The organism is Hyphomonas sp. UBA4494 (assembly GCF_002388935.1).
In the GTDB taxonomy this organism is placed as follows: Bacteria; Pseudomonadota; Alphaproteobacteria; order Caulobacterales; family Hyphomonadaceae; genus Hyphomonas.
In genome coordinates this window covers 132258-152154 of the sequence record NZ_DGNK01000017.1, presented here as the reverse complement: position 1 = coordinate 152154, position 19897 = coordinate 132258, and the positions used below count along the sequence as shown (strand labels likewise).

Below are 19897 nucleotides of genomic sequence, written 5' to 3'. Positions count from 1 at the left end.
CCATTTCGGGCCATCAAGTTGCGTCTGGGCTCTTGCAATTCCCGCATTCGCTGGCAAACAGCATCACATGACCGACACGCTCCCAGACCGCCTCGCCCTTGATCCAGACAGCAAGTTTCACGATGCAGATTTGCTGCAACGCGAGATCGGCGTCCGCTTCAATGGAACCGAGAAAACCAATGTCGAGGAATATTGTGTATCTGAAGGCTGGATCCGCGTTGCCGCTGGCAAGGCGCTTGATCGCAAGGGCAAGCCTCTCACGCTGAAGCTGAAAGGCAATGTCGAAGTCTGGCTCAAGGATCAGCCCGAGGGCTGAGGCCGCCTTCAGGCTTTCCACTTTCCCACATCCCGGACTCCGCATAGACTCCCGCTCGGGAGGAAATCGTCATGCCGTACCTGATTGCCGGGCTGGTCGTGTTCTTTGGGGTCCATCTGTTTTCCGCGTTTCGAAGCCGAAAACCGGGAGAGGATCTGAAACGACGTATAGGCTACGGCCCCTATATGGGGCTCTACAGCCTGATTTCGTTGATCGGATTGGTCCTGATCATCTATGGCTATGACGCAGCGCGCTGGCTGGGATCGCTCTATTTCGCGCCCAGTTGGGGCTCACACGTCAACATGGCGCTGATGCTGCCAGCCTTGATCTTCCTCGTCGCTGCCAACCTGCCGACAGGCCGGATCAAGAAAGCCCTGAAGCACCCCATGTTGGTGGCGGTGAAGCTCTGGGCGCTTGGTCACCTTCTGGCCAATGGCGAGTGGAACTCGATCATCCTGTTTGGCAGCTTCCTCGCCTATGCCGTGATCGACCGGATCGCAGTGAAGAAGCGCGGCGACAATGGCCCGCCGGCTGATGTGGCGGTGTCCAATATGGGAGACATTGGCGCGCTGGTGATCGGAACCGGCGTGTATGTCGCGTTCGTCTTCCACCTGCATCAATGGCTGATCGGCGTGCCTGTTGTGCCGGGAGTGTAGTCACATGGATGCGCAATGCGCTTGCGGCGCCCTGAAAGTCACGCTGCCTGACGATATCACGCCGGCCGTCGTCGCCTGTCACTGTACCGCGTGCCAGCGTCGCACCGGCTCCCCCTTCGGAGTGGGTGCATATTACCTGCTCACTGCTTTGACCATTACAGGCAAGGCTACCTCCTGGACACGCGAAGCTGACAGCGGGGGTACCTTCACGACCTATTTTTGTCCCACTTGCGGGTCTACCGTCTACTGGGTCACGGAAAAGCACCCGGAAGCAGCAGGTATCGCCGTAGGGGCGATCGCAGATCCGCGCTTTCCCGGGCCGATCCGCTCGGTCTGGGAAGAAACCCGGCATGAGTGGGTGGACATACCCACCGCCCTGCAGCACTTCCCCAAAGGCCGCAGCTGATCCGGCTGCGCCGGAGCGACCGTTCACATGCGCTTGCCCGCCGGTCTGAGGCAGGCTAAGTCGCTGGCCATGTCGAAACAAACTCGTATTTCCCGCAAAACCGTCAAGGATATCGCCGCCGCCAAAGGGGGTGAGCCGCTCGTCTGCCTGACGGCCTATGACGCGCCAATGGCCGAGATCATGGACCCGCATGCCGACCTGATCCTCGTTGGCGACAGCGTCGGCATGGTGGTCCATGGCCTGCCGTCGACCGTTGGCGTGACGATGGAGATGATGATCCTGCACGGTCAGGCCGTGATGCGCGGCAGCCAGCAGGCCTTCGTCGTCGTCGATATGCCCTTTGGCAGCTACGAGACGAGCGAAGATCAGGCCTTTTTGAATGCCGCCCGCATCATGAAGGAAACCGGCTGTCAGGCGGTCAAGATCGAGAGCGGCGCCTATGCCGCTACCCAGATCGCCCATCTTGTGGAGCGTGGCATTCCGGTCATGGGCCATGTCGGCCTGCGCCCGCAGGCGGTGAATGTCGATGGTGGCTTCCGCGCCAAGGGCCGCACCGAATCCGAACGCGACATCGTGCTGAACGAGGCGCGCGCTGCAGACGAAGCGGGCGCATTTGCCATCGTCATCGAAGGCGTTGCGCGCGATCTCGCCGACGAGATTACCAAGGCCGTCAGCTGCCCCACAATCGGCATCGGCGCGTCCGCCAGCTGCGATGGCCAGGTACTGGTCACACAGGACATGTTAGGCCTGTTCGACTGGGCGCCGAAATTCGTGCGCCGTTACGCCGACCTCCGCAGCGAGATCGACACCGCCCTCGGCCAGTTTGCTGTCGACGTCCGGTCCCGCGAATTCCCCGGCGAAGCCGAGACCTATTCCCTGCGAAAACCTGAGGCGAAACAGCCCTGACACGTTGCAGCTGGGCGCAGGCGCGTCTAGGTTCCCCCCGAAGTCAGATTACCCGATCGGAGCGCCACGTTGAGCGACATTTTTGACGAAGTCGATGAAAGCCTGCGCCAGGACAAGATGGAAGGCCTGTGGACACGCTACAGGCCCTTTATCTATGGCGCGGCAGCGCTGCTCATCGGGGCGGTGGCCCTGAATGAATTCGTGTTGCGCCCACAGGCTGAACAGGCCCGGGCAGAACGCGCGCTCGCCTTCGAGAACGCCCTGACCCTGCTGGAAGAAGACAATTACGTCGAGGCTGAAGCCGCGTTCCGTGAATTGGCCGAAGGAAGTGGCAAGATCGCACCTTTGGCAGCGCAATATCTGGCGCAGACCCAATATGAGGGCGGCGGCGACGCTAATGGTGCCACGCGCACCCTATCGGCCGTGGCTGCCGTGGAAGGCAGCCCGTATGAGCGCCTGTCCATCCTGAAGACCGCGTATTTCTCGGTCGATACCCAGTCCATGGCAGACCTTGAAGCGACGCTCGGCAGCCTGGTCGAGGATGAAGGCCCGCTCGGCGCGCTTGCCCGTGAACTGATCGCGGCGAAAGCTTTCGAGAGCGGCGACATTGCCCGCGCCCGGACCGAGTTCAACCGTCTCCGCTTTGATGCGGCTGCGCCCGAAGGCGTAAAGCGCCGCGCCGAGATCGCCCTTGCTGCGATCCCGCCAGCGCCAGCTGAAGAAGCGGCCGCAAGCGACACTGAGACACCAGTTGAGGGCGAAGCGCCCGCTGAAACTGCCGATATCGAGGAGACCGGCCAATGAGGCTTTCACGCCCACTCAAGCTGACCGCAACCGCAACGGCGTTCATCGCCCTGACGGCCTGCAGCAGCATTCCGTTCTTCGGCAATTCCGGCAATGACGACAAGGAACAGCTCGACAAGGCTGGCCGTGTCACGATGGTGCTCGCGGAGGAAGCGGTTGAGGCCAAGCCTGAGCTGGCCACGGAATCCATCGAACTGTTGCCTCCCACGGATATGGCATCCTGGCCGGAAGCAGGCGGGACCCCCGCCAAGGCACCAGGCCACGTCAATGCAGCGCCTGACCTGAAAATCGCCTGGCGCAATTCGGTCGGCAAAGGCTCCAGCAACAAGTCTGCCGTGACCACGCCACCGGTCGCCAGCGAGACTGCCATCTACACGTTGGATGCAGACCAGACGATCTATTCGACGGAAATCTCCAGCGGCCGCACGCTCTGGAAAAAGGAACTCAAAGGCCTGAGCAAGCGCGACAAGACCGCGCTCGGCGGCGGCCTTGCCGTGACGGACGGTACGCTGATCGTCGCAAGTGGCTTTGGCTATGTCACACGCGTCAGCGCCGAAGACGGGACCGAATTGTGGAAGCGCGAGCTTGGCGTGCCCATGACGGGCGCCCCGACCGTCAAGGACGGCACGATCTTTGTCGCCTCCAACAATAATGAAGTATTCGCACTGGACCTTGAGACCGGCGAGACCGATTGGAGCGATCAGGCAATTGCGGAATCCGCCCGCGTCCTCGGCAGCCCAAGCCCGGCCGCCATCGAAGACTTCGTGATCGCGCCTTACTCCTCTGGCGAGATCATTGCCTATCTTGCCAATAATGGCCGTCGCCTCTGGACGGATGCCATTTCGCAGGCCGGCCGCTTCACACCGATTTCCGAGATCAACGATATCGGCTCACGCCCGGTTCTGGCCGGTGGCCTCGTCTTCGCGTCGAGCCAGTCCGGCATCACGGTCGCGATTGACGGGCGCAGCGGCAATCGCGTCTGGGCGCGCCCCATCGGCTCGACCCAAGCCCCAGCGCTCAGCGGGAAATTCCTGTTTGTCATCGGTACCAATGCCACTCTGGCGGCGCTGGATGCTGGCTCAGGCGACGCCTATTGGGTCACCGAGCTGCCGCAGTACAAGAACGAGAAGAAAAAGAAGAAACGGATCAGCTATTCCGGTCCGCTTCTTGCGTCGGGACGCATCCTGATCGTTTCGTCCTATGGCGAGCTGCTCGCCTTTGATCCGCAGACGGGCGAACAGACCGCGTCTCTGGATATCAAGGACACGACTTACATCGAACCCATCGCCGTGCAGGGAAAAATCTTCCTGCTGACCGATGAAGCAAAACTGGTTGCGATTCAGTAGCAGGCTGCGCCGGGCTGGCGCGCCTCGCCTGAACGCATAGGAGCGGGCCCCGCCATGCCTTTGAAACTCGCCATCGTCGGACGCCCCAATGTGGGCAAGTCGACCCTGTTCAACCGCCTCGTCGGCAAGAAGATTGCGCTGGTCGATGACCAGCCGGGTGTGACGCGTGACCGAAAGCAGGCGGAAGGGCGCCTTGCCTCCCTGCCATTGGTCCTGATCGACACAGCAGGCTATGAGACCTCCTATGACGACAGTCTCGAATCCCGCATGCGCCAGCAGACCGAGGCCGCGATTGCCGAGGCTGAACTGGCCCTGTTCCTTATTGATGCCCGCGTTGGCGTCACCCCGGAAGACGAAAACTTTGCCGCCCTGCTGCGCAAGGCAAACATCCCCATCGTTCTGGCGGCCAACAAGGCTGAAGGCAAACAGGGCACGGTCGGCGTGATGGATGCCTGGTCGCTGGGCCTGGGTGAACCGATTGGCTTGTCTGCCGAGCATGGCGAGGGCATGGCCGAACTTTACGAAGCCATTCGTCAGGCACTGGGCGAGGAAGCGTTCGAGCTCGCCCTGCAGGAGGCCGAACTGGATTATGATCCCCGCGCCGCCGAGGACATTATCGAGAAGCTCGCCCATATCGATATCGACGATTTCTCTGTGTCCGATGATGATCTCGTCGCCGCCATTGAAGCGGCGGATGTCGACGTTGAACCCGAGCCGCAAAAAGACGACAAGCCGATCAAACTGGCCATTGTCGGCCGCCCGAATGCCGGCAAGTCCACGCTGATCAACCAGCTGCTACAATCGGACCGCCTGCTGACCGGTCCCGAAGCCGGCATCACGCGCGACTCCATCTCTATTGACTGGGAATGGGAAGGCCGCCGCATCCGCCTGGTCGATACCGCTGGCCTACGCCGCAAGAACAAGGTGCAGGAGCGCCTTGAACGCATGTCGACTGGCGAGACGATCCGCTCGCTGAAATATGCAGATATCATTGCCCTCGTCATGGACGCACACGAGGCGATGGAAAAACAGGACCTGCTGATTGCCGACCTCGCCCTGCGCGAAGGCCGCGGCGTCGTGCTGGTCATTTCCAAATGGGACACGGTGAAAAAGCCGGATGAAGCCGCCAAACATATCCGGGATCTTGCCAACCGGCTGATGCCGAATGCTGGCGGTGCACCCGTCGTGTTCCTGTCCGGCCTGACTGGTCGGCATACGGACAGGCTGATGCCAGCCGTGGTCAAGGTCTATCAGGATTGGACCGCACGCGTGAAGACGGGCGATCTGAACCGCTGGCTGCGCCACACGGTTGAGCGCCATCCGCCGCCAAGCGTTCAGGGCAAGCGCATCAAGCCACGCTACATGGCCCAGATGAAGGCGCGTCCGCCGACCTTCGTGCTCATCGCCTCGCGCGGTGACCAGATGCCGGAAACCTACAAGCGCTATCTGATCAACAATCTGCGCGATGCCTTTGACATGCATGGCGTGCCGATCCGCCTGTTCGTTCGGCAGGGCAAGAACCCCTATGCTGACAAGGCCGACGGCGCGCGCAAGCCCCAAGGCAAGGGCCCGTATCGCGGCAAGCCGAACAAGAAGGGCTAGCGCGCTCGCACACATATCCGTGACTGGAAACGACTGGCGTACCTGCCTAGGGTCGCCCCGATCAATGCGGAGACTCAAATGAACCAGATGCAGGACGTGGTGAAAGCCTATTATGGGGAGACGCTGACAAGCTCGTCGGACCTGAAGACCGATGCCTGCACGACGGAGTCTCGTCCAGCGGCGCATGTCTCGGCCGCCCTCGCCGCCGTCCATGATGATGTGGCCGCGAAGTATTATGGGTGTGGCCTCGCCATCCCGGCCGCGCTGGAAGGTTTGAAAGTTCTGGACCTTGGCAGCGGCGCCGGACGCGACGTGTTCGCTCTCGCCAAGCTGGTCGGACCGACCGGCCACGTCACCGGGGTCGACATGACGGATGAGCAGCTGGACGTCGCCCGCGCACACGAGGCCTGGCATGCCGAGCAATTTGGCTACGACTCGCCCAATACGCGCTTTGTGAAAGGCGAACTGGAAAAGCTGGGCGAGCTTGATCTTGAGCCCAATTCCTTTGACCTCATCATCTCCAATTGCGTGATCAATCTCTGCACGGACAAGCCGGAAGTCTTCCGGCAGGCCCACCGCCTGCTGAAACCCGGCGGCGAGCTCTATTTCTCGGACGTCTATGCCGACCGGCGGATCCCGCAGGAGTTGATTGATGATCCGGTCCTGTATGGCGAATGCCTGTCGGGGGCGCTCTACTGGAACGATTATGAAGCCATCGCGATGGCGGCTGGCTTTGCCGATCCGCGCGTCGTCAACCATCGCCGCCTTGCCATCATAGATCCGAAATTGAAGGCAAAGGTCGAGCCGATCCGCTTTGCCTCGGTCACAGCACGCCTGATGAAGCTCGACGGTCTGGAGACGGCCTGCGAGGATTACGGCCAAGCTGTCATCTACAAGGGCGGCGTCGAAGGCATGGAGCGCGTTTTCATTCTGGATGCTGAGCACGAGATTGAAGCCGGTCGCGTCTTCCCGGTCTGCGGCAACACGCTCGCCATGCTCATGGAAACCCGCTTTGCACCCTTTTTCGAGGTGGTCGGCGACGGCAAGACCCATTTCGGCGTCTTTCCCGGCTGCGCCGCGCCGGACGTATTTGCAGAGACGCAAGACGCCAGCGGCCCCGCGCCGGTGGGCGGCTGCTGCTAGCGCGCCCTACTCTGTCGGGTCGACATTGCCGCGGAGGGATTTGATCTCGCCTCGGCGTTTCTTTGTGGCGATGCGGCGTTTGACGCTGCCATAGGTCGGCTTGGTCTTGATGCGCCGTTTCGGGCGACGGCTGGCACGAAGGATCATCTCGGCAAGCCGCTTGCGCGCAGATTCCCGGTTGAGCGCCTGGCTCCGATGTTCCGAAGCCTCCAGCATCAGTCGGCCATCCTTGGTTATCCGGTTGGCATACAGTTTGGCGAAGCGCGCCTTCACATCAGGTGGCAGAGATGACGCTTCGACGTGCCAGGTCAGCTGTACCGCAGTCGACACCTTGTTGACGTTCTGCCCGCCTGGCCCGGACGCGCGCACGAATGCCTCCGACACTTCCCATGCAGGCAGTGTCAGTTCGTCATTTATGCGTATGTCGCCGAATTCAGCCATGGACTTTCCTTAACACGGTGTTCAGCCAGAGTTCAGCCCCGCAGGCCTAGCCTGACTGTCACAAGCCCGCAGGATGCGGGAAATGGCTGCCCCGGAAACGGTTTCCAAGGGGCCAATCTTCGGAGGCTTTGCCCGATATGAAGCTGTTCAAGACACTCACCACATTGGTGGCCACGACGGCCACGATCGGACTTCTTGCCGCTCCCGCTGCCTATGCAGAACGGGGACGCGGCGATCACAATCGCGGCGGCGGTTATCATGATGGCGGCCATCGCGGTGGAGACCGGGGACACCGGGACAATGGTCGACGCGACAATGGGCACCGCGGTGACCATAATCGTGGCAATCGAGGCTACAATAATGGCCACAATAATAGAGGCCATTACAATCGCGGCCACCATGCCCCGCGCCACGACTACCGCCCCGCGCCGCGCCATGTCTATCGCGCGCCCGCGCGTTCGCATCGCCATTATGCACCGCCCCGTCACAATTATGTGCGCTACAGCCGGGCTTATGGACCCTATTATCGTCGTGGCTACCAACCGCGCTACCATGTCGGTGGCTGGTATCGCCCCCACCAGCATACGGTCTATATCCGCGACTATCACACCTACGGCCTCTACGCGCCGCCACCGGGACACTACTGGGCGCGGGACCATCATAGCGGAGACGCGATTCTCGCCTCCGTCGCGACGGGGGCCATCATCGGACTGGTTGTGGGCGCGCTGGCCTATGATTGACACATGATCAGCGTATGAAAACTGAACGCGCCCGGGCCCTAGGTCCGGGCGTTTTTTGTGCGTCATGAAACAGTCATTCAAAAAAGCCGCGAAGTTAACTTTGTAATGGCGCAAATCATGCTTAACTTTGATTCGTCCGGAACGGTTCTGGACAAAGTTCGTGCCTGTTGCACGCTTGAAAGGAGGTGATTCATGTCGAGTGAGAAAACCAGAGGGATCAACAAGTTTATATCCTGTGGTGCCCGGCCGGAGCAGCCTCCTGTCGGCGCATAGAGATATTTGAAGGCACGCTGAAACGCTGCCAGACTTGTTGGGTCCCGAGGACTCACGGAAGCCGCCCCAGAGGGCGGCTTCTTTGTTTATGGAAACGGCATGAACGCTCCGACTTACCTTTTGCCTGAAACAACGCTATTTGCTGGAAAAACACCTGAGCGGAGAGACCCAGATGAACGTGCTGACCCACAAGAATTCCGGCTGGACCATCGGCACCGGCAAACCGCTTTCTGTCATCGCGGGCCTCAACGTCCTCGAAGACGAGGGCCTTTCCCTTGAAGTTGGCACCGAGCTGAAGCGCGTTTGCGAACAATTGGGCCTGCCCTATGTCTTCAAGGCCAGCTTCGACAAGGCGAACCGTTCCTCGATCAAGTCGTTTCGCGGCCCCGGGCTTGAGAATGGCCTGAAAATGCTGGCCAGCGTGAAGGCCAAGCTCGGCGTGCCGATCTGCACCGATCTGCATGAAGCCGGTCAGGCCGAAGCCGTCGCAGACGTGGCCGACATCGTCCAGATCCCGGCTTTCCTGTGCCGCCAGACTGATCTGGTTGTCGCCACCGCCAAGGCCACTGCCGCAGCGGGCGGGATCATCCAGGTCAAGAAAGCCCAGTTCATCGCACCGTGGGATACAAAGAACATCGTCTCCAAGATCGGTGAAGCCGCAGATGTCGGCGTGATCCTGTGCGAGCGCGGCTCCAGCTTTGGCTACAACAATCTCGTCGTCGACATGCTCGGCATTCCCGAGATGCAGAAGCTCGGCTGCCCCGTCACCATCGACGCAACCCATGCTGTCCAGCTTCCAGGCGCAGACCCGCGCACGGGCGGCGCGTCCACCGGCGGGCGACGCGACGGCGTGGCGATCATCGCCAAGTCGGCCATTGCCGCCGGCGCTGATGGTGTCTTCCTCGAATTCCATACCGACCCAGACAAGGCCCTGTGCGATGGACCGAGCTGCCTGCCGATCTCGTCAGCCGAAGGCCTGCTCAGCACGTTGAAATCCCTGCATGAGGTCGTGAACGCGTGATCAGGGAGGCTGTAGCATCAGACCGGGAGGCTCTTGCTACCATCCTCTATCGGGCGAGCCGTGACGTGTTCCCGCTGGCCGGCATCGAACGCGTTGATGCCGCCGAGTTTGACCGCCAAACGGCTGGCGAGAGCATTTTGGTTGCAGAAAAGGATGACCGACCGGTCGGCTTTTCGAGCGTCTGGGACCCCGACCACTTCCTGCATCATTTCTTCATCGACCCAGCCTATCACCGCCACGGCATTGGGCGGTCGCTGATGGTTGCTACAATGATGCGCTATGGCAGCGCGCTCTCACTGAAGTGCAATACATCCAACACCACTGCCCGCACGTTTTACCGCGCAATGGGCTGGATCGAGACGGACGAACCTGGCGGCACCAGCGAAGGGATTGGTGACTGGATCTGGATCCGAACACCCGCCGCCGCATCCGCGCTCGGCCTGTTGCCCGAAGGCCCTGACGCATGACCCGCCTTATCGCCTTCAACAAACCGTTCAATGTGCTCTCCCAATTCACCGACAAGAGTACGCTGGCGAGTTCGCGTGAGACGCTGTCGGACTATATGGACGTCCCACGTGTCTATCCCGCTGGCCGGCTCGACCGGGATAGTGAGGGCCTGTTGCTCCTGACCGATGACGGCAAGCTGCAGGCCCGTATTTCCGATCCGAAAGCCAAGATGGCCAAGGTCTACTGGGCCCAGATCGAGGGTATTCCGGATGACACGGCATTGCAGGCCCTCCGCTCCGGCGTAGACCTGAATGATGGTCGCACCGCTCCTGCAAAGGTGAGACGGATGGACGAGCCAGAAGATCTCTGGCCGCGCGACCCGCCAATCCGGTTTCGAAAATCGGTACCAAATTGCTGGATCGAACTGACCATTATCGAAGGCCGCAACCGACAGGTCCGGCGCATGACCGCCGCAGTCGGGCATCCAACCTTGCGCCTTGTGCGCGCGCAAATCGGCGACTGGACCCTGAATGGCCTTGCCCCCGGCGAGTGGCGCGACATCAAGGGCTGACCCCCAACCCTTCACAGGCCGCATAACACAGATTAGCAAACGGCACTCCACAGGCCCGGTCGCGACCGGATGAAACAGATGGAGCGCCGCATGGCCCTGACACAATCTTCGAGCTGGTTTGAGCAGAATGCTCCCGACTGGGCGCGCGAGTCCGCCACCTTCATCGGAAACATCTGGAATGATGGCGCATATGGTCTGACCTATGGCGAGATCACCATCGCTGTTGTGATCATCATGATCGCACTGATGATCCGCGGCCTGTTCGCACGGCTGATCGTGAAGACCATCATGCGCCTGGCGTCCGGCACCAAGTCGGGCTTTGATGACGCGCTCGTTCAATCCATCGCGACGCCGCTCAAGATCGTCCCGGTCATCATCGGTATCTATATCGCACTGCAGGTGACCAATATTTCCGGCGAGGCGGAAATCTACGCGACTCGCATTCTGCGCTCGATCATCACGCTTGCCGTATTCTGGACGTTGTCTCGCGCGGTACATGCCTTCGAATATCTGTTCGCAGGTTTGAGAGACGCCCTGTCGCCCGCCGCCGTCGACTGGATGGTCAAGGCGTTGCAGATCATCCTCATCGTGTTGGGCCTAGGCGCTGTCGCAGAGCAATGGGGTATTCAGATCGCGCCCTTGCTGGCTGGTCTTGGCGTGCTTGGCATCGCCGTGGGCCTCGGCGCGCAGGACTTGTTCAAGAACCTTATCTCCGGCTTGCTGATCATTTCAGAGAAGCGTTTCATTCCCGGCGAGTGGGTCAAGGCAGACGGTGTGGTCGAAGGAACGGTCGAGAAGATCAACTTCCGTTCGACCCTTATCCGCCGGTTCGACAAAAGCCCGGTCTATGTTCCCAACAGCGCACTGTCAGATGCGGCCGTGACCAATTTCTCGCGCATGACGCACCGGCGCATCAAATGGGTGGTCGGCGTGGAATATCGCACGACCGTGGACCAGCTGAAATATATCCGCGACGAAATCGAGGCCTGGCTCTGGAATGATGACCGGTTCGCCAAGCCGCCGGAAGCCGCACTGTTCGTGCGCGTGGACAGCTTCAATGCTAGCTCCATCGACTTCCTGATCTACACTTTCACCCACACGAAGAATTGGGGCGAGTGGCTGGAGATCAAGGAAGAGTTCGCCGTCGCCGTGATGGACATTATCGAAAAGGCGGGCACGGGCTTCGCCTTTCCGAGCCGCACCATCTACCTTCAGGAAACCGACCCGCCGGAAATCATGGCCCCGCCGACGCGCAGCGAAGGCGTCGCACGGGCGCAAGCCGCCAAGGAAGGCATGCTCCAGGTCGGCGGGATTGGCGAAGCCAGCGACGATGGCTGATCAGGTCGCGGCTTACTTCACCCATACGCCAGGTGCATTGGTGCGATAGCCGAGCGCGCGATAGGCCGCATCGATCAGGCTTTGCGCGCGGTCATTCACGAGAATGCCGCTGCCCATCTGGTTCATCGTGTAGCTGAAGGCGAGGCCCGCTTCGGGATCGGCGAAACCGATGGAGCCGCCTGCGCCGACATGGCCGAAGGCCTGCTCGCCCATGATGACGCTGGTGCCGGGGCCGAGGTTCAGCGCGCGATTATCCATGGACTTCATGAAGCCCGGCCCGAACCGGGTCGGGACCAGGAGGGTGGCATCGCGTTGCGTCGCCGTTGTCACCATGCTCATGGCCTTCAAGCGATCAGACGAGACGAGCGTGCCGTCATCGGTTGCCAATGGCGTATACATCGCCACCTGCCCGCGCGCGTTCGACAGGCCGCCCCCGCCGCCGATTTCAGCGGCTTGCGACTTGCGGTTATTGAAGTCCCAGCCGCCATTGTTCATGAAGCTCTTGTGCTGGATGGATTCCGGCTCGGTCACCAGCTTGATGGCAAACTCGGTTGGAACATCGTCCGGCTTCGGCGCATACGGAATGATCGGCGCGATGTGAACGTCTTCGGTCTCAGGCAGGCCCAGCCAGAAGCGCGCGCCGGTCTTGTCGGCCACTTCCTCGCGGAAGAAGGTGCCGAGCGACTTGCCGGACACGCGGCGGACCAGTTCGCCCACCGTCCAGCCGAAATTGATCATGTGGTAGCCATTGCGTGTGCCCGGTTCCCAGAAGGTTTCCTCATCTTCCAGTCGCTGGATCATGTAGTCCCAGTCCTCGAACCCGCCTGGCCGGACCGGGTCGCGCAGGGTCGGCAGCGCGCTTTCATGGTTCAGCATCATGCGAACCGTGGTCTTCTCTTTGCCGTTCTTGGCAAACTTCGGCCAGTAGTCGGCGACCAGCGCCTCGGGATTCAGCTCACCCCGGTCGATCAGGATATGGGCGCACAGCGCGGTGGCGGCCTTGGAACAGGAAAAGACGATGGAGATCGTATCCTCACGCCAGGCATCACCAGTTTCCGGGTTCGCCATGCCGCCCCAGAGGTCCACCTGCGTTTCGCCATTCACTGACAGGCAGACGGAGGCGCCAACCTCTCCACGCTCTGCAAAGTTGCGTTCGAATTCTTCCTTCACGGCGGCGAATTTCGACTCGCACGCCCCGCCAATGGATCCTGACATGTGTTCCCTCCCGAGGATTTTATTGATGCCAGTGTGATGCGCCCTCCCCACGGGAAGGCAAGCCCTATGGCAGGGCCGGGAGGTAGCGTTTCTTCAGGCGCGCCACGCCAAGCAAAACTGCCAGAGCGCAGATCTGGACAACCATCACCACAATCCGATTGTCTTCAAACCCGTTGGAGAGAATGAAGTAGCTGGACGTAAAGACCGCCACGACATGGCCGCTATACACGAACAGGGAATTCCGGCCGACCATTACCAGAGGCGGGAACCTCAACACAGAATCCACCACAGCCCGCGCCCACATAAGGGGCTTTGCCAAGTCTTCCCGGTTTAGCAGGAAGTAGAAGATATACGAGATCGCAGCGAGACTGATCAGGCCGATGCCAGACACATTCCGGCGCTTTGGCTCGACCAGCCATTCAGGCGTCCCAAGCATGCCTCGCCCGACTTCCGCAACTGCAAAGGCCACTGTGATGGCAAGCGCCGCATAGAAGACAGGATAGCTGGCGGGCAGTATGCTGGATTTGAAATGGTCCCAGCCTTCCGTCTTGTACCGGTAGCCGAGATAGAATCCGCCATAGAAAATAACCGCATAGGACAAGGGATTGAAGATACCCGTCAGAGACAGGAAAGGCCGCGTGTCGAAGACATGCGCGAAGATCCAGCCCAACACGGCTTGATCGAGACGAGCTGCGGCAACCAGCCAGCAGGCCGCAAGAATTCCGAAGAACAGGCGCGTCCGCTTTGTCTCCAGCAACCAAAGCCCGACCGGAATGAACAGCATCAGCATCATGTAGAGGATCAGAATGCCGAGATAGAGCGGCTGCTTGGCGAAGGTGAAAACCTGAAGACTCTGCAAGAACAGCGGTGTTTCGAGGTCTGGCACATATTGGGAATCCAGCCGCATCGGCCATGCTGACACGAACAGATACAGCATCGAGAGCGCGACGATGATCTGATAGAGATAGACCCATCGTAGCCGCTTCAAAACGGCCAGTTCGCAGGCGACCATACCGCCTTTGGAGAAGGGCCGAAGATAGCTCAGCGCGCAGACAAAACCGGACAAGAGAACAAAAAACTCGCCATCCCAGACAGGCGAGAAATTCCCGTGATGAAACCGGATCACAGGCGTCCAGTGTGTGAAATTGAAGTGTGCGATGAACATGGCAACGAGCAAATAGCCCCGCGCCCCATCAATATGCACCAACCGCGCCGCCTTCTGCGCTGGCGCCGTGGTGGCCGATCCCGTCGTCAAAATCGCATCGGTCATCTCGTCACCTCTAGACTATGCTTGCCGTAGCGTTACTCCTAGTGGACCATTGTGACAATCCGATCGCGATCAGCGAATTTCCTTCAAAAACAGCGTGTTCCTGCACAAGGTTGATGCGACTTCGGCTACCGTCTTCAGACCGCAGGCAAAGAAATGCCCGCAACAGGACGTTGCGGGCATTTCTGAAATCATTCTGCCAGTATTCTAGGCTGGCTCTTCAGCAGAGCCTTTCTTAGCGACAGGCTTCTTCTTCGGCTTCTCGGCAACATATTTGAAGGCGAGCTTTTCCTCGTCCTTCTTGTCGATGTCGATCTTGACCACGCCGCCCTTCTGGAGCGAGCCGAACAGGAGTTCTTCCGCCATCGGCTTCTTGACGTGTTCCTGGATCGTCCGCGCCAGCGGCCGGGCGCCCATGTCGGCGTCGAAGCCGCGCTTGGCGAGCCAGTCGCGTGCAGGCTTGGTGATCTCGATAGAGACGTTGCGATCTTCCAGCTGGACTTCGAGCTGAAGAATGAACTTCTCGACCACACGATCAATGATCTCTGGCGTCAGGCCGCCGAAAGTGATCGTCGCATCAAGACGGTTACGGAATTCCGGCGTGAACAGACGCTTGAGCGCCTCTTCCTGCTCGTCGTCCTTCTTGCCGCGGCCAAAGCCGATCGAATTCTTGGACGCATCGGACGCCCCAGCATTCGTTGTCATGATCAGGATGACATTCCGGAAGTCTACCTTGCGTCCATTGGCGTCCGTCAGTGTGCCATTGTCCATGACCTGAAGCAGGATGTTGAACAGGTCCGGATGCGCCTTCTCGATTTCGTCGAGCAGCAGCACGCAGTGCGGATGCTGGTCCACGCCATCGGTCAGCAGGCCGCCCTCATCATAGCCGACATAGCCCGGAGGCGCGCCGATGAGACGAGAAACGGTGTGACGCTCCATATATTCCGACATGTCGAAGCGCAGCATCTCGACGCCCATGATGGAGGCGAGTTGTTTGGCAACTTCGGTCTTGCCGACGCCGGTTGGACCGGTGAACAGGTATGAGCCAATTGGCTTGTTCGGTTCACGCAGGCCGGCACGCGCGAGTTTGATGGCTGCCGAAAGCGCCGTGATGGCATCGTTCTGGCCAAACACGACCCGCTGCAAATCGGTCTCCAGTGATTTGAGCGCGGCTGCATCGTCGGTCGAAACCTGTTTGGGGGGGATGCGGGCGATCTTGGCCACGACAGCCTCGATATCCTTCTGCCCCACCGTCTTCTTGCGTTTCGACGCAGGCAACAACCACTGTGCGGCGCCAGCCTCGTCGATCACATCAATCGCCTTGTCCGGCAATTTGCGGTCGGTGATGTAGCGATCTGCGAGTTCAACTGCCGATTTGATGGCATCATTCGTGTAGCGCAGGCCGTGGAAATCCTCGAAGCGGGACTTAAGACCCGTGAGAATCTTGATCGTATCCGGAACAGTTGGCTCAACCACATCGATCTTGCGGAACCGGCGCGACAGGGCCCGGTCCTTTTCGAAATGCTGCTTGTATTCCTTGAAGGTTGTCGACCCCATGCAACGCAGGCCACCGGACTGAAGCGCAGGCTTCAGCAGATTTGACGCATCCATCGCGCCGCCGGAGGTCGCCCCAGCGCCGATAATGGTGTGGATCTCATCAATGAACAGGATAGCTTTTTCCTGCTGCTCCAATTCCTTCATCACGGATTTGAGGCGTTCCTCGAAATCACCGCGATAGCGCGTACCGGCCAACAGGGCGCCCATGTCGAGCGACCAGATGACAGCCTCATCCAGGATCTCAGGGGCTTCACCATCGACAATCTTCTTGGCCAGGCCTTCGGCGATCGCCGTCTTGCCCACACCGGGATCGCCGACGAGGATCGGATTGTTCTTGCTGCGACGGCAGAGCACTTCAATGCAGCGGTTCACTTCCATGTCCCGGCCGATCAGCGGATCGATCTTGCCGGAGCGCGCCTTGTCATTCAGGTTCACACAGTAAGCGTCGAGCGCCTCATGACCTTGCTTGACCGGCTCTTCTTCCGAGGCCTCCGCACCGCGTGGACTGGATGGGCGCGACATGCCTGGTTGTTTGGCAACGCCATGCGAGATGAAATTCACCGCATCATAACGGGTCATGTCCTGCTCTTGCAGGAAGTAGGCAGCGTGACTTTCACGTTCAGAGAAGATCGAGACCAGCACATTCGCGCCGGTAACTTCGTCGCGGCCCGAGCTCTCAACGTGAAGGATGGCGCGTTGGACAACACGCTGGAACGCAGCGGTCGGCTGAACGCGGCCTTCGCCTTCATCCACTGTCAGGCTGGAAAGCTCTTCATCAATGTATCGGCTGAGGTCGGCGCTGAGGGCGTCAATGTTGACCTTGCAGGCGCCCATCACTTCGCGGGCATGCTCATCTTCCGTCAGCGCCAGAAGCAAATGTTCCAGTGTGGCGTATTCATGATCACGCTCTGATGCGAACGTCAGGGCCTTTTCGAGTGCGGTCTCTAGGGAGGGGGACAAACGTGGCAAGTGACTGGCCTTCCGGAGTGAGTGTTTCTAGTCGTCTTTCTCCATGACACATTGGAGAGGATGTTCATGGCGTTTGGCAAGGTCCAATACCTGCGCGACCTTTGTTTCGGCCACTTCGTAAGTATAGACACCGCACAACCCCACGCCCTTTTGGTGGACATGAAGCATGATGCGCGTGGCCTGTTCCCGGGAACGATTGAAGAAATGTTCCAGGACGTAGACGACAAACTCCATCGGCGTGTAATCGTCATTCAACAGAAGCACACGGTAGAGCGACGGCTTCTTGGTCCGTACGCGCGTTTGCGTGGACAGACCGAAATTGGTCCCATCATCATCGCCAGCCTGCCCGCCCCCTGGTGGGTCGCCGGGTCCGGGCCGATTTAGCCGTATTGGATCCGTGCTGGAATGGTTCAGGTCACCGCTCATAGTTACCAAGATATACGTTCTTGCCCGACTTTGAAGAGCGGATACGCGGCAAAAGCACAATCTGCCTGAATTCAGGTCACCTGGAGACTGGCGAGGAGGTCATTCACGCGCTTCGCATTCGCGCCCATATCGCTATAGCCCACGCGGGATGCAGAATAGACTGCGAGCGTGGATTTCCCGTCTGAAGGCAGGATGGCAATATCCACATCATCCTTGAATTTGAACAGTTTCGATACCGCGATGAAGCTGATGCGACCCGCCTGGGCGTCGAGCGCCTTCAGCCTCCAGTCCTTGCGCAAGGCCACAAGGGCCTCGACCTGGCTGAACAGGCTGTCTGTGCTGCAGAAGAAAATCGGGCCTTCTTCGTCCGGGCTAGCCTGGTCAGCAAATCCCGCCGGTGCAACCAGATACGTGTTCGGCGACTTGGGCCGCTGAAGGGTTTGGAAATCGAGAAAATCGCTCATGCACAACTGTAGGAGCAAGCGCAACGGATTCGCCAGCGCATTCTGCATCTGACATTGAACAAAGTCCGGGCAAAAAAAGAACCGGGCCAAACAGGCCCGGCTCAAATTATCTACGCCACTCTACGCCCCAGCCCGCTAGCCTGGCCGGGAAACAAGAAAGCGCTTACTTGGGTGCGAAAGCCATGAACGGCTTCGTCGCGTCGCGCCAAGCAGACATGCAGAGTTCAGCCTGTGCGCTGACTTCGGACGTGTAAGCCGAGAGAAGGTTCTTGGCGAAGCCGGACTGTATTTCCATCGCTTCGCGTGGATCCTTTGCGCCGGTCAGCGACTGCGTGGCTTCGACACCCTGTTCGAGCGTGCGAGCAAAGAAGTCCATGTTGCGGGCGCCAATCGTGCGCATCATTTCCGAAGAAGATGCTGCTTGTTCTGCAAGGGCTTTCATGCCGCCTTCTGCATAACCACCGAACTTGCCTGCGAGACCTGTCATTTGTTCCATGCCTTCATCAATCATTTTTGTTGCCGAATCTGCCACACGCGCTTCCGCTTTGGCTTTCGGAGAAGACTTGGGAGTGGTCTTTTTTGTTGTCGCCATGGGGAGGATCCTTTTCACGCTGGATACCCTGACGTAGCGTAAAATATGAGCAATTGCAACAATTATTGTGCGGCGCAGCATTTTTAAATTCGCATGAAAATTGCAAGGCTTGAAACCTGATTACAGATTTGTGAGGCTGGGGCCTGCGTTAAGATGTGGTCAACCGATTTGACGGACTCTAGTTTAATCCTCGGGTGCCGGGGTTAACTCATTTTTGGAGAGAACATGATGCGGCTCGCACTACCACCTGTCCTGAAAGCACTCACTATAGCGGTGGCGCTGATGGCGGCAGGCCTGTTTGCCCAATCTGCTCACGCCGAAAAGTACGCCTCCATCGTGATCGATGCGGATACTCATGAAGTGCTTCATGCCCGCAATGCCGATGAAGCGCGTTACCCGGCCTCCCTCACCAAGGTCATGACCCTCTACATGCTGTTTGACGCGCTGAAGACCGGCGAGGTCACCCTGGATGAGCGGCTCGTTGTCTCGCGCCACGCGGCGAGCCAACCCCCTTCAAACCTCAAGCTCCGCACCGGCTCGACCATGACAGTTCGCGACGCAATTGGCGCGCTGGTCAGCAAATCAGCCAATGATGTCGCTGTGGTTGTGGCTGAGCGTCTCGGGCGCACCGAAAGCCGCTTTGCCCAATTGATGACTGTGAAGGCCAAATCGCTCGGAATGAACCATACCCGCTTCATGAACGCGTCGGGCCTGCCCAACACACAGCAGCTGACGACCGCGCGTGACCTTGCCATCCTGGCCGATGCGATGCTCACCGATCATGCTGACTATTATCATTACTTCTCGTCCAGCAGCTTCCAGTGGGCTGGACGTACCTACAAGAACCATAATGAGTTGCTCGGCAAAGTAGACGGCGTCGACGGCATCAAGACTGGCTATACCCGCGCCTCCGGATTCAACCTGATGACGTCTGCCAAGCGCGATGGCAGCCGCATTATTGCGATCATGCTGGGCGGGAACACGTCCCGGTCTCGCAACGCGCATGTCGAGGATCTTGTTGAAGCTGCATTTACGACGCTCACCGATCCTGCGCATGACACACAGCTCGCCTTTGCCGGCGTCCTGCAGCCCGTACACCCGAACGATGCTGCAGAACCAATGCTGAATGGAAAACGCATCAGTGTGATCATTGCGGAAGGTGGCGGTGACGCAGATGACGACAAACTGGTCGTGGCTGAAACGGCACCTGCTCCAGCGCCAACGCCAGAAATTGTCGAACACACTAAGATGGAAACTCCGGTTGAGCCGTTTGTGCAGCCCAAGACCCACATCATGAGCGTATCGGAATACGAAGCGCGCCAGATGCAGATCGCGAAGTAACGCCTGAGTTCACGGTTCCAATCTGAAACGCAGCCCTTGCAAGCCCAGGCGGGCTG

The 19897-nt window shown here is 59.5% G+C and carries 21 protein-coding genes; 14 read left to right on the top strand and 7 right to left on the bottom strand.

Annotated elements, in window-relative coordinates:
* The first annotated feature begins 67 nt into the window (after positions 1-67).
* The 8 genes from B2P82_RS06880 (at position 68) to B2P82_RS06845 (ending at position 7179) form a co-directional block, all read left to right on the top strand.
* Positions 68-316, top strand: coding sequence for a DUF3297 family protein (locus B2P82_RS06880; RefSeq protein ID WP_034810991.1), 249 nt, complete (start codon positions 68-70; stop codon positions 314-316).
* Positions 317-387: 71 nt separating this feature from the next.
* Positions 388-972 carry an NnrU family protein gene (locus B2P82_RS06875; RefSeq protein WP_290496006.1) on the top strand — a complete coding sequence of 195 codons (585 nt, stop codon included), beginning with the start codon at positions 388-390 and terminating at the stop codon, positions 970-972.
* Between the two features lie 4 nt (positions 973-976).
* Entirely contained in the window at positions 977-1378 is a 402-nt protein-coding gene (locus tag B2P82_RS06870; protein WP_290496005.1) for a GFA family protein, read from the top strand.
* 69 nt (positions 1379-1447) lie between these two features.
* Entirely contained in the window at positions 1448-2284 is an 837-nt protein-coding gene (gene panB, locus B2P82_RS06865; RefSeq protein WP_206993252.1) for a 3-methyl-2-oxobutanoate hydroxymethyltransferase, read from the top strand.
* A 69-nt stretch (positions 2285-2353) separates the two neighbouring features.
* Positions 2354-3088 (top strand): tetratricopeptide repeat protein, encoded by a 735-nt coding sequence (locus tag B2P82_RS06860; protein WP_206991105.1) that lies wholly within the window; start codon positions 2354-2356, stop codon positions 3086-3088.
* A complete protein-coding gene (locus tag B2P82_RS06855) occupies positions 3085-4434 on the top strand; it encodes a PQQ-like beta-propeller repeat protein (protein WP_290496003.1) in 1350 nt (449 codons plus the stop codon). The genes B2P82_RS06860 and B2P82_RS06855 overlap by 4 nt, the downstream gene beginning before the upstream one ends.
* A gap of 54 nt (positions 4435-4488) precedes the next feature.
* Positions 4489-6036: a ribosome biogenesis GTPase Der gene (gene der, locus B2P82_RS06850; RefSeq protein WP_051607450.1), complete on the top strand. Its 1548-nt coding sequence runs from the start codon at positions 4489-4491 to the stop codon at positions 6034-6036.
* A gap of 87 nt (positions 6037-6123) precedes the next feature.
* Complete coding sequence (locus B2P82_RS06845; protein ID WP_349679737.1) at positions 6124-7179, top strand: methyltransferase domain-containing protein; 1056 nt, start codon at positions 6124-6126, stop codon at positions 7177-7179.
* Positions 7180-7185: 6 nt separating this feature from the next.
* Here the strand turns inward: B2P82_RS06845 and arfB are convergent, their stop codons facing one another.
* Entirely contained in the window at positions 7186-7620 is a 435-nt protein-coding gene (arfB, locus tag B2P82_RS06840; protein ID WP_206991108.1) for an alternative ribosome rescue aminoacyl-tRNA hydrolase ArfB, read from the bottom strand.
* A 137-nt stretch (positions 7621-7757) separates the two neighbouring features.
* Here arfB and B2P82_RS06835 point away from each other — a divergent pair, with 137 nt between their 5' ends.
* The 5 genes from B2P82_RS06835 to B2P82_RS06815 all read left to right on the top strand — a co-directional run bounded on the left by B2P82_RS06835 (position 7758) and on the right by B2P82_RS06815 (position 12010).
* Positions 7758-8360, top strand: coding sequence for an RcnB family protein (locus B2P82_RS06835; protein ID WP_290495998.1), 603 nt, complete (start codon positions 7758-7760; stop codon positions 8358-8360).
* A gap of 445 nt (positions 8361-8805) precedes the next feature.
* Positions 8806-9654, top strand: coding sequence for a 3-deoxy-8-phosphooctulonate synthase (gene kdsA, locus B2P82_RS06830; protein ID WP_290495997.1), 849 nt, complete (start codon positions 8806-8808; stop codon positions 9652-9654).
* Positions 9651-10121: a GNAT family N-acetyltransferase gene (locus tag B2P82_RS06825; protein WP_051607448.1), complete on the top strand. Its 471-nt coding sequence runs from the start codon at positions 9651-9653 to the stop codon at positions 10119-10121. The genes kdsA and B2P82_RS06825 overlap by 4 nt, the downstream gene beginning before the upstream one ends.
* A complete protein-coding gene (locus B2P82_RS06820) occupies positions 10118-10672 on the top strand; it encodes a pseudouridine synthase (protein WP_290495995.1) in 555 nt (184 codons plus the stop codon). Before B2P82_RS06825 ends, B2P82_RS06820 begins: the two co-directional genes overlap by 4 nt.
* A 90-nt stretch (positions 10673-10762) precedes the next feature.
* Positions 10763-12010 carry a mechanosensitive ion channel family protein gene (locus B2P82_RS06815; protein ID WP_290495993.1) on the top strand — a complete coding sequence of 416 codons (1248 nt, stop codon included), beginning with the start codon at positions 10763-10765 and terminating at the stop codon, positions 12008-12010.
* Between the two features lie 12 nt (positions 12011-12022).
* On the opposite strand, the gene B2P82_RS06810 is transcribed toward B2P82_RS06815, so the two are convergent.
* From B2P82_RS06810 to B2P82_RS06785, 6 genes are all read right to left on the bottom strand, one after another.
* Positions 12023-13225, bottom strand: coding sequence for a serine hydrolase domain-containing protein (locus tag B2P82_RS06810; protein WP_290495992.1), 1203 nt, complete (start codon positions 13223-13225; stop codon positions 12023-12025).
* A gap of 64 nt (positions 13226-13289) precedes the next feature.
* Positions 13290-14495: an OpgC domain-containing protein gene (gene opgC, locus B2P82_RS06805; protein ID WP_290495990.1), complete on the bottom strand. Its 1206-nt coding sequence runs from the start codon at positions 14493-14495 to the stop codon at positions 13290-13292.
* Positions 14496-14699: 204 nt separating this feature from the next.
* The gene (gene clpA, locus B2P82_RS06800; RefSeq protein WP_290495988.1) at positions 14700-17018 is read right to left on the bottom strand and encodes an ATP-dependent Clp protease ATP-binding subunit ClpA; all 2319 of its coding nucleotides are present in this window, start codon (positions 17016-17018) and stop codon (positions 14700-14702) included.
* Between the two features lie 27 nt (positions 17019-17045).
* Positions 17046-17444, bottom strand: a complete 399-nt coding sequence (gene clpS, locus B2P82_RS06795; protein WP_206991115.1) for an ATP-dependent Clp protease adapter ClpS — start codon at positions 17442-17444, stop codon at positions 17046-17048.
* A gap of 71 nt (positions 17445-17515) precedes the next feature.
* Positions 17516-17908 (bottom strand): DUF1499 domain-containing protein, encoded by a 393-nt coding sequence (locus B2P82_RS06790; protein WP_290495986.1) that lies wholly within the window; start codon positions 17906-17908, stop codon positions 17516-17518.
* A gap of 163 nt (positions 17909-18071) precedes the next feature.
* Complete coding sequence (locus B2P82_RS06785) at positions 18072-18500, bottom strand: phasin family protein (RefSeq protein WP_206991117.1); 429 nt, start codon at positions 18498-18500, stop codon at positions 18072-18074.
* A gap of 225 nt (positions 18501-18725) precedes the next feature.
* Between B2P82_RS06785 and B2P82_RS06780 the strand changes: the two genes are divergently transcribed.
* Entirely contained in the window at positions 18726-19841 is a 1116-nt protein-coding gene (locus B2P82_RS06780) for a D-alanyl-D-alanine carboxypeptidase family protein (protein WP_242517370.1), read from the top strand.
* Positions 19842-19897 lie beyond the last annotated feature (56 nt).